Annotated in this window: 13 protein-coding genes; 8 read left to right on the top strand and 5 right to left on the bottom strand. The window is 68.3% G+C overall.

The window, feature by feature from the left end; translation table 11 throughout:
• Positions 1-14: 14 nt before the first annotated feature.
• From AB0J66_RS38285 to AB0J66_RS38265, 5 genes are all read left to right on the top strand, one after another.
• Positions 15-2,792, top strand: a complete 2,778-nt coding sequence (locus tag AB0J66_RS38285) for an AAA family ATPase (protein WP_364671829.1) — start codon at positions 15-17, stop codon at positions 2,790-2,792.
• A 78-nt stretch (positions 2,793-2,870) separates the two neighbouring features.
• On the top strand, positions 2,871-4,814 hold the full coding sequence (locus AB0J66_RS38280) for a Na+/H+ antiporter NhaA (RefSeq protein WP_364671827.1): 1,944 nt from the start codon (positions 2,871-2,873) through the stop codon (positions 4,812-4,814).
• The gene (locus AB0J66_RS38275) at positions 4,769-5,635 is read left to right on the top strand and encodes a DUF427 domain-containing protein (RefSeq protein WP_364671824.1); all 867 of its coding nucleotides are present in this window, start codon (positions 4,769-4,771) and stop codon (positions 5,633-5,635) included. The genes AB0J66_RS38280 and AB0J66_RS38275 overlap by 46 nt, the downstream gene beginning before the upstream one ends.
• A 45-nt stretch (positions 5,636-5,680) precedes the next feature.
• Positions 5,681-6,394 (top strand): SDR family oxidoreductase, encoded by a 714-nt coding sequence (locus AB0J66_RS38270; protein WP_364671821.1) that lies wholly within the window; start codon positions 5,681-5,683, stop codon positions 6,392-6,394.
• A gap of 2 nt (positions 6,395-6,396) precedes the next feature.
• On the top strand, positions 6,397-6,831 hold the full coding sequence (locus tag AB0J66_RS38265; protein ID WP_364671979.1) for a VOC family protein: 435 nt from the start codon (positions 6,397-6,399) through the stop codon (positions 6,829-6,831).
• On the opposite strand, the gene AB0J66_RS38260 is transcribed toward AB0J66_RS38265, so the two are convergent.
• Positions 6,826-8,391, bottom strand: a complete 1,566-nt coding sequence (locus AB0J66_RS38260) for an MOSC and FAD-binding oxidoreductase domain-containing protein (RefSeq protein ID WP_364671978.1) — start codon at positions 8,389-8,391, stop codon at positions 6,826-6,828. The genes AB0J66_RS38265 and AB0J66_RS38260 overlap by 6 nt on opposite strands.
• Before the next feature lie 379 nt (positions 8,392-8,770).
• Between AB0J66_RS38260 and AB0J66_RS38255 the strand changes: the two genes are divergently transcribed.
• Positions 8,771-9,097 (top strand): helix-turn-helix transcriptional regulator, encoded by a 327-nt coding sequence (locus tag AB0J66_RS38255; RefSeq protein WP_364671818.1) that lies wholly within the window; start codon positions 8,771-8,773, stop codon positions 9,095-9,097.
• Here AB0J66_RS38255 and AB0J66_RS38250 read toward each other — a convergent pair.
• Positions 9,057-9,947 carry a carotenoid biosynthesis protein gene (locus tag AB0J66_RS38250; protein WP_364671816.1) on the bottom strand — a complete coding sequence of 297 codons (891 nt, stop codon included), beginning with the start codon at positions 9,945-9,947 and terminating at the stop codon, positions 9,057-9,059. The genes AB0J66_RS38255 and AB0J66_RS38250 overlap by 41 nt on opposite strands.
• A 352-nt stretch (positions 9,948-10,299) precedes the next feature.
• Here AB0J66_RS38250 and AB0J66_RS38245 point away from each other — a divergent pair, with 352 nt between their 5' ends.
• On the top strand, positions 10,300-10,779 hold the full coding sequence (locus AB0J66_RS38245) for a MarR family transcriptional regulator (protein ID WP_364671814.1): 480 nt from the start codon (positions 10,300-10,302) through the stop codon (positions 10,777-10,779).
• A gap of 8 nt (positions 10,780-10,787) precedes the next feature.
• Here AB0J66_RS38245 and AB0J66_RS38240 read toward each other — a convergent pair whose 3' ends face one another.
• Together AB0J66_RS38240 and AB0J66_RS38235 are read right to left on the bottom strand one after the other, a co-directional pair.
• Positions 10,788-10,964: a hypothetical protein gene (locus tag AB0J66_RS38240; RefSeq protein ID WP_364671812.1), complete on the bottom strand. Its 177-nt coding sequence runs from the start codon at positions 10,962-10,964 to the stop codon at positions 10,788-10,790.
• A 130-nt stretch (positions 10,965-11,094) separates the two neighbouring features.
• Entirely contained in the window at positions 11,095-12,042 is a 948-nt protein-coding gene (locus AB0J66_RS38235; protein WP_364671976.1) for an aldo/keto reductase, read from the bottom strand.
• 289 nt (positions 12,043-12,331) lie between these two features.
• On the opposite strand from AB0J66_RS38235, the gene AB0J66_RS38230 reads away from it, so the two are divergent.
• Positions 12,332-12,847: a sigma-70 family RNA polymerase sigma factor gene (locus tag AB0J66_RS38230; RefSeq protein ID WP_364671810.1), complete on the top strand. Its 516-nt coding sequence runs from the start codon at positions 12,332-12,334 to the stop codon at positions 12,845-12,847.
• 40 nt (positions 12,848-12,887) lie between these two features.
• Here the strand turns inward: AB0J66_RS38230 and AB0J66_RS38225 are convergent, their stop codons facing one another.
• Positions 12,888-13,772, bottom strand: coding sequence for an urease accessory protein UreD (locus tag AB0J66_RS38225; protein WP_364671808.1), 885 nt, complete (start codon positions 13,770-13,772; stop codon positions 12,888-12,890).
• Between the last annotated feature and the right edge of the window lie 45 nt (positions 13,773-13,817).

The raw sequence follows: 13,817 nt of genomic DNA, 5'->3' as shown, positions 1-13,817 counted from the left end.
CGGTTTCTCTTTAGATGCTGTTGGACCGCAACGCTGAACGCGCCGCACTGGACCGGCTGCTCGCCGCCGTCCGCACCGGTGAAAGTGCGGCGCTGGTGCTGCGAGGCGAGGTCGGCATCGGTAAGACGGCGCTGCTCGACCATGTGGCGGCGGAGGCGACCGGGTGCCATGTCGTGCGCGCTTCCGGTGTCGAGGCGGAGCAGGAGCTCGCCTTCGCGGCCCTGCATCTGATCTGCGCCCCCATGCTCGACCGGCTTACTCAGTTGCCCGGCCCGCAGCGCACAGCTCTGCGCACCGCGTTCGGCATGAACGGAGGCAGCCCGCCCCCGGACCCGTTCATGGTCGGCCTCGCTGTTCTCGGGCTCCTCGCCGACCTGGGCCGGGACCAGCCGGTCGTGTGCTTGATCGACGACGCTCAATGGCTGGACCGGGCGTCGGCTCAAGTTCTCGGATTCGCCGCTCGCCGGCTGCGGGCGGAATCGCTGGCCATTGTGCTGGCCACACGCGGTTGTACCGACACCGACCACTCGGACTTCGCCGGCCTGCCGACGTTGCGGGTCCAGAGTCTGCCCGACGTCGAAGCTCGCAAGCTGCTGGCGACTTCGACGCTCATCGGCCCGATCGACGGTCCGGTACTCGACCGGGTGGTCGCCGAGAGCTACGGCAATCCACTGGCTCTGCTCGAACTGCCTCGTGGCTTCACCCCCGCCGAGCTGGCCGGTGGTTTCGGCCTGCTCAGCGGGGCGGCCTTGCCGCGACGCATCGAGGAGAGCTACCGCCGTCAGATGGCCACCCTGACACCATCGGCGCAGCAGGTGCTGCTGGTGGCCGCGGCCGAGCCGACCGGCGACCCGGTGCTTGTCTGGCGAGCGGTCGACCGGCTCGGCATCGAGTCCGATGGCGCCATTGCGACCGCTCTGGCCCAGGCCGGCTTCGTCGAGTTCGACGCCCGGGTACGGTTTCGCCACCCGCTGCTGCGCTCGGCGGTGTATCACGGCGCTACCGGTGCGCAGCGCCGCCGCGTACACGCCGCGTTGGCCGAAGTCATCGACCAGGTCACCGATCCAGACCGCCGGGCGTGGCAGCGTGCCCTGGCCATCTGCGGCCTCGACGAGGAAGTCGCCGCGGAACTGGAGGAACGCGCCGGACAAGCTCGAGCCCGGGGCGGGCCGGCCGCGGCGGCTGCCTTCCTCGAACGGGCGGCCGAACTGACTTCCGACCCGCAGCGTCGTGGGCGGCGCTTCCTCGGCGCCGCCTGGGCCAAGCACATGGCCGGGATGCCGCACGCCGGGTTGCGCCTGGTTTCGCTGGCCGACGCGGGGCCGTTAGACGAGTTGTCGCATGCTCGGGCCGATCTGTTGCGGGCGCGTATAGCCTTTGCCGTCGATAGTGGGCACGACGTCCCGGGCCTGCTGCTCCGGGCTGCGGCCCGGCTGCGGCCGATCGATCCGCCGCTGGCCCGGACGACTTACCTCGAGGCCATGCGGGCCGCGTGGTACGCCACTGATCAGGCCGGCAGCGCGACGCTGCGCGACGTGGCCGAGGCCGCCACTCCGGCACCGGCCACTGTCACGCCACCACGCCCGTCCGACCTACTGCTGGAAGGGCTGACAGTGCGTTACACCAAGGGCTTCGCCGCGGGGGTCCCGATGCTGAAGCCGGTGCTGCGGGCGTTCCACGACCCGCAACTGTCACCCGACGATGCCCGGCGGTGGTCCTGGTTCGCCTGCTCGGTCGCGGCTGACCTGTGCGACGACGTCGCCGCCGACGAGCTGACGGCCAACTTCCTGCGATCGGCCCGCGAAGCCGGTGACATGGCCGCGCTTCCACTGGCCCTGATCGAACGCATCATCATGCTCGTGCTCACCGGTGACCTGGCCGACGCCACGGCGCTCGCCGACGAGCTGGAGAACGTCGGGCAGAGCACCGGCACTCGCTGGTCCGCCTACGCGACCCAGTTGCTGACTGCCTCGGCCGGGCAGCAGGAGCGGACGGCTGAACTCGTCCGAGTCGATGGGAACGCAGCCGGCCGGCGCGGCGAGGGGATCAGCCCGATCACGTCCGGCTGGGCATGGGCGGTGCTCTGCAACGGGACCGGCCGTTTCGAGGAGGCGCTGGAGGCCGCCCGCAAGGCGACCTCGTCGAGCCAGGAGTTGGGCATTCTGACCTGGGCGCCGCTGGCCGAACTGGTGGTGGCCGCCGCACGCACCGGACGCGCGGACACAGCGGCCGAGGCGCTGGAACGCCTCACCTCCATGACGCAGGCGTGCGGCACCGATTGGGCGCTCGGCGTCGAGGCGTACTGCCGGGCCTTGCTCAGCGACCGCGACAGCGCGGAATCCGCCTTCCGCGAGGCGATCGAGCGCCTGGAACGAACCCGGATACGCAGCCATCTGGCTCGCGCCGTCCTGTACTTCGGTGAGTGGCTGTGGCACGCCGGACGCCACAGCTCGGCCCGGGAACAGCTGCGCACCGCCCACGAGATGTTCACGGCAATGGGCATGGATGCTTTCGCGGCCCTGGCCGCTGTCCGGGTGGGACCCACGAGCCGCCGGCGGGCCGAGGATTCGTCGGGCCAACTCACCGCTCAGGAGACCCAGATCGTCAAACTGACCCGTGACGGCCTGTCGAACGTCGAGATCGCAGCTCGGCTGTTCATCAGCCCCCGCACCGTGGAATGGCACCTGAGCAAAATCTTCAACAAGCTCGGGATCATCTCCCGTCGTCAGCTTCGCCGGGCCGGGACCCCGGGCTCGACCACGGGTGGCACCGGGGCCTTGCCCTGGGGCTGACCCGTGGACTTGCGGAGGCGAACCGACACTCCGAACAGCCAGGCTGGCAGCCGGCGTGACTGTTGACGAGGAGAGGCGATGCCAGAGGTTCAGACCATGCCCATGGACATGGCGATGTCGGCGAGACGTCCGCACGTTCGGCGGCGGACCTGGCCGGGCGCCGAGTCCGGCGGCGCCGTCCTTCTCATCGCCGCCGTAGTTCTCGCCCTGCTCTGGGCGAACGTTCCTGCGCTGCAGTACGACCTCATCTGGTCCTGGGTCGGCACCGTGCAACTGGGCCCGTGGTCGGCCCACCTGGAGCTGCGCGACTGGGTCAACAGCGGGCTGATGACATTGTTCTTCCTCGTCGTCGGCCTCGAGGCGCGCAGCGAATTCGACCTCGGTGATCTCCGCGAGCGGCGCCGGCTGGCCCTTCCCGTGCTCGCCGGAGCGGCCGGGATGGCTGTACCGGTGCTGATCTATCTGACCGTCAACCGGGGTGGCGCCGGCGCCGCGGGCTGGGGCGCGGCGATGTCCACCGACACGGCCCTCGCCCTCGGCGCCTTCACCTTGGTCGCCGCGCACGCGCCTGAACGCATCCGCACCTTCGTGCTGACTGTCTTCGTCGTCGACGACCTCGTCGCCCTCGTCGTGATCGCCTTCGCCTACAGCGAGCACATCGAGACACCGGGCTTGATCGTGGCGGTGGTCGCCTACACCGCTCTGCTCGCCGGGCGGCGTCTTCCGCAACGCTTCCGGGCTTGGAGCTTCGCCGTCCTGACGATGGTGACCTGGGCCGGGCTGCTGGCGGCAGGTATCGACCCGGTGGTCGCCGGGCTGGCCGCGGGCCTGGCCACCACCGCCTACACCCCCAGCCGGGGCGAACTGGAGGAAGCGATCCGGCTGGTCCGGCTGTTCCGGGAACAGCCGACGGCGAAGCTGGCGGCCTCGGCCACCCGCAGCCTGACCGGTGCGCTGTCGGCCAACTCGCGGCTGCGGCACACTCTGCACGCCGCGACCGGTTACGTCATCGTTCCGCTGTTCGCATTGGCCAACGCCGGCATCGTGATCGACGGTGATCTGCTGCGTCAGGCGGCGCGGTCGCCGATCACGATCGGAATCTTCCTCGCCTACGTCGTCGGCAAGCCGGTCGGCATTGTCGTCACGTCCTGGCTGGCCCGGTGGCTCAGCGGCGGCTCGCTGCGGCCCCCGGTCGGGTGGGGTGCTGTGCTCGAGAGCGGCAGCATCGCCGGCATCGGCTTCACCGTCTCGCTGCTGATCGCCAACCTGGCCTTCACCGGCGCCGCGCTCGACCAGGCCAAGATCGGCACGCTGGCCGCCGCGCTCGCCGCGGCGCTGCTCAGCTTCGTGATCTACCGCGTCATCGAAGCCCTTCCAGCCGACCGGAGGGCACGTGCTCTGCTGGGCACCTCCGGCGGGCTGGTCGATCTGGCCGAGCCGGTCGACGGTGAACGCGACCACGTCCAAGGCCCCGTCGGAGCTGTTGTCACCGTGGTCGAGTACGGCGACTTCGAATGCCCGTGGACCGCGATGGTCGGGCCTACCGCGCAGGAGCTGCTCGTCGAGAACACCGACCTGCGGTACGTCTGGCGGCATCTTCCGCTGCCCGACGTCCATCCCTATGCGCAGAAGGCGGCCGAGGCGGCCGAGGCCGCCGCCGGTCAAGGCGCCTTCTGGCCCATGCACAACCTGTTGCTCGACCGGCAGGACCAGCTCACGACCGACGACCTGACCGGCTACGCCGAGCAGCTCGGCCTGGACGTCGATCAGTTCCGCGACGACCTGGCCCGCGACCGGCACGCCGCTCGGGTCCGCCGCGACGTGGACTCGGCCGACCGCAGCGGCGTGGCCGGCACGCCCACCTTCTTCATCAACGGCCGGCGCCACGACGGGCCTCAGGACCTCGCCACCCTCAACCGGGTCATCGGCGAGGCCCGGGCCCTGGCCATCACATCCGACGACCTTAAGGGGACGACATGGGACTCGCGTGGCAACAAGGCCCGCTGTCCGGGCACGCGGTAGGACGATTCCTGGTTCCGCAGCCACTACCCGAACGGATGCTGTTCGCCGAGCGGCTGCGCCGTCGCATGCGAGTTCGTTTCGGCGGTGCCTGGATCGCTGACAGCGAGGACGTTCTGCTGCTGCACGAACCCGGCCGTTACCCGGTGGCCTATTTCCCGCTCGCCTCGGTTCGCGACGGAGTGCTGGTCCCGACGACCCGCAGCACCCGGCACCGCGAGCTCGGCGACACCTCCTGGTTCACGGTCGAAGCAGGCGGCGAGCGCGCGGAGCGAGCGGCTTGGGAGCACACCGAGCCACCGGGACACGCCGGCGAGCTGAAGGGACGGATCGCGTTCGGCTGGCGGGCGATGGACGCCTTCTACGAAGAGGACGAGCGCATCGTCGGGCATGCCGCCGATCCCTATCACCGCATCGACATTCGTCAAACGTCGCGTCACCTGCGGGTGGTCGACGGCGATGAGGTGATCGCCGACAGCGTGCGGCCGCTGGTGTTGTACGAGTCGGGATTCGCGCCGCGCTGGTATGTGCCCCGGGAAGACGTCAGCCACTTCGCCCTGACCGAGACCGACGTCCAGACGTTCTGTCCCTACAAGGGCCTGGCCAATTACTACGACATCGGCGCGCGGGCGGGCGCCGCGTGGAGCTATCCCGAGGCGTGGCCTGAAGTCGCCCGGATCGCCGGACATCTCTCCTTCGAGCCCGACAAGATCGAGGTCTATCTCGACGGCGAGCGCCTGCATCTGGAGCCGGGCCAGAACGTGATCCCGCACGGCCTCGACCGCGGGCTCGATGTCGATGAGATCAAGCGGCCCCGCGAGTGAGCCGCACCTGCCGCTCACGAGCAACTTCTCGAGAGGAACCGAATAATGAACAGTGAACTGAAGGACCGGACCGTACTGGTGATCGGACGGGGCAGCGGCATCGCCCGCGCCGTCGTCGCCGGTGTCCGCGAGGCGGGTGCCACGGTGATCGCCGCCTCGCGCAACCGTGACGCGCTCATCTCCGCCTACGGCGATGAGTTGAGCTTGGAGAGCGTGGATGTCACCGACGAGGCGAGTGTGGCCGCGCTCGCCGAGCGACTGGGCCACGTCGATCACGTCGTGTCGACCGCCTCGGCCCGGGCCCGGGGGAACCTGGGGGATTTGGAGCCGGACGCCGTCCTGCAGTCGTTGTCGACCAAGGTGCTCGGCCCGATCCTGTTGGCCAAGCACTTCGCGCCGCGGATGCCCCGCGACGGCAGCTTCGTCTTCTTCTCCGGGGCCACCGCGCGTAAGCCCGCGCCCGGGATGCTGGCGGTCGCCGCCACCAACGGTGGGGTCGACGCCGTCACCCGGGCCCTGGCCGTCGAGGTCGCCCCGCTGCGGGTGAACGCGATCGCACCCGGCACCATCGACAGCGGCGCCTACGACGCCCTGGGTGAGCAGCGCAAGGCTGAGCTGTTCGCGTCCCGCGCGGGACGTAACCCGGCCGGCCGGGTCGGCGATCCCAGCGACGCCGCACGCGCTGTCCTCTACGCCCTGACGAGCACCTTCACGACCGGTACGACGCTGGCCGTCGACGGCGGCGAAGTGCTGGTGTGAACATGGACATCCGGCTCGAGGTCGTCGTAGTCCCGGTCAGCGACGTCGACCGTTCCCTCGCGTTCTACCGGGACGGCCTCGGCTTCCACCTCGACGTCGACTACCGTCCGAACGACCGGTTCCGGGTCGTCCAGCTCACCCCGCCCGGCTCCTCCTGCTCGATACAGATCGGCGTCGGCCTGACGACGGCGTCACCGGGCTCGCTCCAGGGGCTCAGCCTCGTCGTCGACGACCTCGCCCAGGTTCACCGGCGGTGGAGCTCCGCCGGTGTGCCGGTGGAACCGATCCGCCACAAGAAGTCGGTCGACTGGCAGGGCGATTTCGTCCCGGGTCTCGATCCGGATCGGCGCGACTACGCCAGCTTCGCCGACCTGCGGGATCCCGACGGCAACCGCTGGACGCTGCAGGAGCGCGGTTTCCCGGCTTCGGCTTCATAGGTCGAGAACCACATCGCCGGCCGGGCGCGAGCAGCAGATCAGCACCTCGCCTCCGGCCGGCGACTCCAACGGCTCCGGCCGGTATTCGACTTCCCCGCTCAGCAGGGGAGTGACGCAGTTGTGGCAGACGCCAGTGCGGCACGACCAGCGAGTCGGAACGTCGGACGCCTCGGCCAGTTCCAGCAGCGACGTCTCGTTGTCACGCCAGCGCACGGCCAGACCGCTGCGCGCGAAGGTCACCAGAGGTCCGCGTCCCGGCTCTCCGCCGGGCTGATGCGGCAGGGCGCCTGCAGCGCCGGCGACGCCCGGGTTGAGGCGCTCGCGGCCGCCGAACAACTCGGTGTGCACGTCGGCGCCGTGATCGGTCAGCGCTCGGCCGATGTCGGCCATGAAAGCCTCGGGACCACAGACGTACGCCGTCGCGTCGCGGGGCAGCCCGAGGCCGGTCAGGCAGTCGGCGGTCAACCGGCGGGAATCGCTCAGGAAGATCTGCTCATGGGCATTCGGTAGCGACGACAGCAGGTCATGGGCCTCGGCGGCGAAGGCTTGCTCGTCGGCGTCGTGAGCGGCGTGCAGCCACCAGATCTCGCGCGGCGAACGGTCGGCGGCAAGCCGGTGCAGCATGGCCAGCACGGGGGTGACACCGATACCGGCCGAGACGAGCAGCAGGGGCCCCGCGCCGGGGGCCAGCACGAAGTCGCCCCGGGGGGCCGCGACTTCCAGCACGTCCCCGACACTGAGCTTGGTGTGGAGGTGAGTGCTGGCCAGGCCGTCGCGTTTGACACTGATCCGGTACGTTGTCTCGCTAGGGCCCGAGGACAAGGAATAGCTCCGAACCGGGGCCGGTTCGGCAGCCCCGGCAACACGAACCGTCACGTATTGGCCGGGCAACGCGTCCGGAAGAGCGGCACCCTCAGCGGCGGCCAGCCGGACGGAGATGACCGTGGAGCTCTCCTGATGAATTCCGGTGACCGTCAGCGGGCGAAATCCCTTCCAGCCGGGTTCGACGCCGACGGGTGGCGAGGCGCCGCCGGCCAACAGGTCGCGGAAGGACTGTTGCCAACCAGGGCTGAGCGCGGGAATGTCGACGGCGTCGCGGAGCCGGGCGATGTCACGGCCGGGGAGGTAGAGCAGCGCGTCGATCTCGGCGACGGTCATGGCATGCCGGCCGTGACGGATCCGGATGATCTCATCACCGGCCTGGACTCGGCCTTCGACGATCACCCGCAGATAGAAACCGGGACGGCGATGGGCGACCAGCAGGGCGGGCATGGCGGGAGCGTCCAAACGAAGGCCGACGCGGTAGCAGGTGACCCGGGGCTGAGTGACCTCGAACTCCGCCTCACCGATGCGGTAGCGGTCGCCGATGCAGACCTCGTCGTCGGGCAGACCCTCGACGGTGAAGTTCTCGCCGAACTGGCCGTACTCGTAGCTGTCGCGACCCAGGAACCGCCGCCAGTGCTCAAGGGATTCGCGTTGATAGACGAGTACCGCGCGTTGCTCGCCCCCGTGGCCGTCCCGGTCACCCTGGCCGTCGCCGTCGACATTGAGCCGGCGCACCAACCGTGGGCCGTCGACCGGGGTCTTGAATATCCCGGTGAATACCGTCCGGCCCTGCCACAGCACGTCCTTGGGCAGACCCACGTTGACTGACAGCAGTCTGGGCCCAGCGGATGGACTCACCACATCTCCGATCCTCGACGAACGCCCCTCTCAACAGGTCATACGCCTGATCGGCATGAACGTTCCGGTTGCCGTCGGTCTTCGGGTGTGCAACAACTCACCCGAACGCGTCATGGCATTGCGGCGTTCCGGCCGACCGGCGGAGAATTCTGTCGGTGCCGTGAACACGGGGTCGGTCGTGACGTGAAGGTAGGCGAGGGCTTGCCCTGAGCGACCATCCGGGCGAGCTGTTCCACCTGGCTCGGCCGAGACTTCGATGGAGGGGCGTGACGTGGTGAGTGGGCGATTGCCGCCGGAGGAAGCCTTGGGTGACCGTCTCCGGCAGCTGCGACTCCAGGCGCGCAAGCGGCCGATCGACGTCTTCGAAGCGGGTCTGCTGCCCGTCGATGAATTATTGAGGTACGAGGCCGGGCTGGTACGGGCGAACGTATGCATTGTCCACGATATGTGCGAGTACTACGGCACCGACCTGGCGACGACTGATCATCTTGTCGGCCTCGCGTTGTGGATGAACACTCTCGGGAAGTTGACCGAACTGACCATCAATTCCCCGGCATCGCCCGAGGCTTGGTTCGAGAATTGATCGCTTGCCGGCGTAGGTGAGAAGGCCGCCGGACGGTTAGACGCAGCCCGGCGAGCAGGGCCAGGAAGACCATGCCATACACGGCGATCAAGGCTGAGCTCGCGTAGACGTCGGCAGCCCGCCACAGGTGGCCGGTCGCGTCGGTCACCCGCGCCGGCACACCGTCATGGCCGCCACTGAGCCAGGTGACGACGTAGTCGCCGGCCACGACGACGTAGGCCACCACGGGCACGGCCCAGTAGCGACGTGGCAGCGACTCGAGCGTGTCCGCGGTGGGTCCCCACCTGTGCAGGTACAGGGCGAAGAGCTGGTAGATGATGTAGACCGTCAGGCTCCAGCCGAGGAAGTTCGTGAGCGGCACGCCGAAGTAACCGCCGCCGTGCTCCCAGATCCAGCGTCCGCGCAGGGTCGCCGAGGACGGGTCGAGGGCCAGGTCCCAGGCGACCATGACGAACGAGGCGACCGCGGGTGTGCCGAGTACCGCCGGCCACTCGCTGTGCCGGTGCACGGGGCGGAGCAGGATCGTGGCGATCGTCCACGCCATGTACCCGACGGCGAAGTATGCAGGCCCGATCAGCAGAGGAACCTCGAACACCTTCGGGCCGAGAACATCGGTGTAGTGGTAATGACCGAAAGGAACTCCGGTCAGCACGCCGATGTCCTCGATGACGTTGCTGACAACCAGAGCCAGGCCGAGAAAGATCAAGGTCCCCCGCCAGCGGTACGCCACGGCGCCGTGCACCAGTGCGAAGGTCAGTTCAGCGAGCACGCTGACCGCCGTCACGAGGCTGCCAGTCAGGGGGAGTGGGACGAGGTTGGCGACCGCGTCGACGGCCACGGCTATCCACATCAGGACAAGGAAGCGGCTCGTCCGGTTGCGGCTTTCGGACATTAGTACTGAGCTGGTCACGATCAGGGATACGCCGGGCGGACTGCCGAGTTCATCAGGTGCGAAGGATCACCCCGTGCCGACATGGCGGCTCACGTTCTTCCGAACCGACATCATGACGTGAGCCACATGCGACCGTCGCTCTATCTATCGCCGTCATTCAGAAAATGAATGATCGGTACTCATGATGTCGTTTTAATGTGACTTACTACTCCCTCCCGTGCAACCCGGATAGTAGAGCGATAGATATGACAGCAATAGTCGCCGCGGTTAATTTGGCCGGATCGAGCCGGCCGAGGTTGAGGAGAAGTTCATGGAGCTGGTCGACGGGCACTCCTTGCCCGATGAGGAGGCCGCGTGCCAGGCGTTCGCCCGAGCCCTGGTGAGCCTGCCCCGGGCGTTGGACGCCGAACTCGTGCGTTCGACCAATCTGAGTCTGAACGAGTACAACGTTCTCAGCGTCCTGGCCGCATCCCCGGCCCGGACCTGCCGCGTCACGGATCTCGCGGCCGCTGGGTCGCTGTCTCTGAGCGGCGTATCGCGGTTGGTCGATCGGTTGTTTCGGCAGGGACTGGTGGGCCGCGAAAATTCGGTCGAGGACCGCCGGGGGGTCCTGGTCAGTCTGACCGACGATGGTGTCGAGGTGGTTCGGGCCGGCCACGCCGCGCAGACGTCCTGCCTGCGGCGCACCGTCTTGGCCAACTTGGAGGGGATAAGCCTGAACCGGCTGAGAGGGGCGTTCGAGGCCATGGCTGACGTCGATGCCGGCGGCCTCGAGCACCCGAAGATCTGAGTGGTCTGTCAGCTGTTGATCGCGCCGTTGATCGCCGAGTTGGTTCCGCTTCGTGCAGCGCGATCGGCAGCTTTGCGGGCCTCTTCCGGGGTGGCGCCTCGCGCGGTCGCTTTGAGGTACGCCTCCTGGCGTGTCCGCTCGAGCTGTTCGTCACGCTTGCGCTTGAGCTTGCTCCAAAAAGACATGACATCAATGTTTCCGGCTGCGCCGGCGCCAAACAGGGACGCGATGGATCGACTGATTACTCACCATTCTGCAGGAGACGGTAAGACGGCCGGCTGGACGGATGCGCGCCCGGACCGATCCTGAACGTGATCAGTCGAGCACCTGAGTCGAGATCTCGTCCAGGGCCGCCCGTTCCTTGTCCTCGAGCCGGAACGAGATCGCCTCGACCAGGCCGGCCAAGTGTTCGGGAGTGCGCGGACTGATGATCGGCGCTACGACTCCCGGCCTGGTTTTCACCCAGGCCAGCGCCACTGTCGCCGGCCGCACGCCACGAGCCATGGCAATGGTCTCGAGGGTGTCGAACGCCCACAGACCGTTGTGCGAGAAGTAAGCCCCGGCACGAGGCGGCCGGGGGACCACGTCGGCGGCCGGGGCCGGGCGGTAATGACCCAGCAGGAATCCGCTGCTCGACGTGAAGTACGGAACGACGGCGAGCTTTTCGTCCGCGGCGAGGTCGACGAGGTCTTGTTCGTCGGCGTCCCGTCGCACCAGGCTGTACCGCGGCTGCATGACCGTCGGCGCTGTGAAGCCGTTGTCGCGTGCGACCCGGATCCACTCGCGGATCCGTTCGGCGCGGAACTGCGACGCTCCGACCAGACGTACCTTTCCTGCCTTGACCAGGGCGTCGAAGGCGGCCGCGATCTCCTCGATCGGCACTCTCGGATCGTCGGAGTGGGCGTGATAGATGTCGATGCGGTCGGTCTGCAGGCGGGCGAGGGACGCGTCCGCCGCCGCGCGGATGCCGGACGGCGCCAATCCCGGGTGTCGCGGATGCGTGCCGACCTTCGTGGCCAGAACAACACGATCCCGGTTCCTCCTGGCCGCGACCCAGCGGCCGATGATGGACTCCGATTCACCTCCGAGGTTTCCAGGAGCCCAGGCCGAATAGCCGTCCGCGGTGTCGATGAAGTTGCCGCCCGCCGCTACGTACTCGTCGAGGATCTTCACAGCGACGTTCTCATCGCTGGTCCAGCCGAATCTGTTGCCGCTGAGAGCCAAAGGGAAAACTGCCGGTCCGTCCGGGCCGATCCGCTCCATTCCTGTCACCCTTCCACCGTCGTATCCGAACCGGTCCCGGGCGATCGGTTCGCCGCCGTACTCCCAAAACTGGCTACGTCGCGTTGGCGACTTCGTTCAGCAAAGTAGATCGGCTCACATCAGGGGAGCGGCACCTCCGTCAGGCACCTCACCGTTCTGAACTCGGCCACCTGGCTGGCGTGTTAACGGACAGGGGCGGGCTGAGGCGACAACGCTGTCGCTGCGATACCGAAGACGGGGCGGGATGGCGATACTGAGGAGCCGGCGGCGTTCGGAGACCGCAGAGGCAGTGTTGATCAAGTCGCTGTCAAGAGAGCACGGCACGGTCATGCTGGCGTACGCGACCCAGCTGACCCACGACCGGATGGCGGCCGAGGACGCCGTCCAAGAGGCTTTGGTACGGGCCTGGCTTCATTCGGGCAGTCTGCACGGCGGCTGCCTGCACAGCGGCGGCCGGTCCGTGCGCGGCTGGCTGCTGACCGTCGTTCGAAACATCGTCACCGACCAGGTCAGGGCGAGAAACGCGCGTGCGCGGGAGAGTCGTACGGAGCCGCCTGACTTGCCCTCGAAGGGCGACATTGCCGAGCAGGTCACCAGTGCGATGGTCGTGTACGAGGCGTTGCAGCAGTTGTCGCCGGAGCATCGCGAAGTCCTCGAGCACATCTACCTGCGCGGCAACACCGTCCGTGAGACCGCGGCGGCGTTGAGCATACCGGCGGGCACCGTCAAATCGCGTTCGTTCTACGCGCTACGCGCACTGCGTGACCGTCACGCCCGGCACTTCGCCGCGGCCGAAATGCCGTGAACAGGTCGGTGAGTTCCCGGGGAAGACGCCGACGCTGCCCTTAGCCTTTGCGCAGCTCGGGTGTCGGCGAACCGAGCAAATGGGTCCGGATTCGGTCCCAGCCCAGGCGCATGGCGGCTTGCACGGCTTTCGAGGAAGGGCCGAGCAGCCGCAGCCCGGCGCCGCGGCCGGCGGGAAGCTCGGTCACCCCGGCAAGCACGTCCGGTGCCCCGGCCAGCGCCTTCCGCAGCAGATCGACCAACTCGTCCCCGGTCGAGCCGGGCGCGATCACGTAGAGGCTGCCGAGAACGTCGTACCCGCCGAGCACTCCCGGCGACCGGGGGTCGTCGGCCTGTCCCGGCCGTAGCCGCAAGGTGTCGGCCAGGATCGGCGCCCCGCCGGGATCGCGGACCTCGGTTTCGGCCCAGAACAGGTCATAGGCGTGCGCTTCGCCGTGCGCCACCCGGCCCGGCAGCAAGATCTCGCCGAGGATCACCGTGGCGTCATCGGCCATCGTGACGGTCGTCCGCTGAAAAAGCCGAGATCCGCTGAACGGGATGATCGGATCCGGCAGGTACTCCAGGATCGTGCCGGAACCGGCCCGCAGATTGACCAGTTGCGTCGCGAAATCATCACGAGCCCGGAACACCTTAGTAGCGGCCTGAGTCGTGATGTGGACGGCCGAGCCAGGTGCGCAGTCGATGTCTATCCGGTAGCGGTCGCCTTGCACAAGGCCGTCCCCTTGCTGCTGCAAGAAAACGAATGCCATGTCGGGTCGCGCGGCATCCAGATAGACCGGCCGGTAGATGTACAGCGGGGACTTCTGGTACTGCCGGACGACACGGGTGCTGCCCGCGCGCGGGGCCAGCTCCACATCCAGCACGCCCAGTTTTCCGGCGGCGCCGACCCCCAGCGCGTCGCGTACCTCCGCGCTCAGGGCCAGCACCTCGCGGGGCAGGGCGGCCGGGGTGCACCAGGCCCGGTCGTCCCG

The sequence above is a fragment of the Actinoplanes sp. NPDC049598 genome (assembly GCF_040675435.1).
Taxonomy (GTDB): domain Bacteria; phylum Actinomycetota; class Actinomycetes; order Mycobacteriales; family Micromonosporaceae; genus Actinoplanes.
This window is presented reverse-complemented; position numbering and strand designations above follow the sequence as displayed.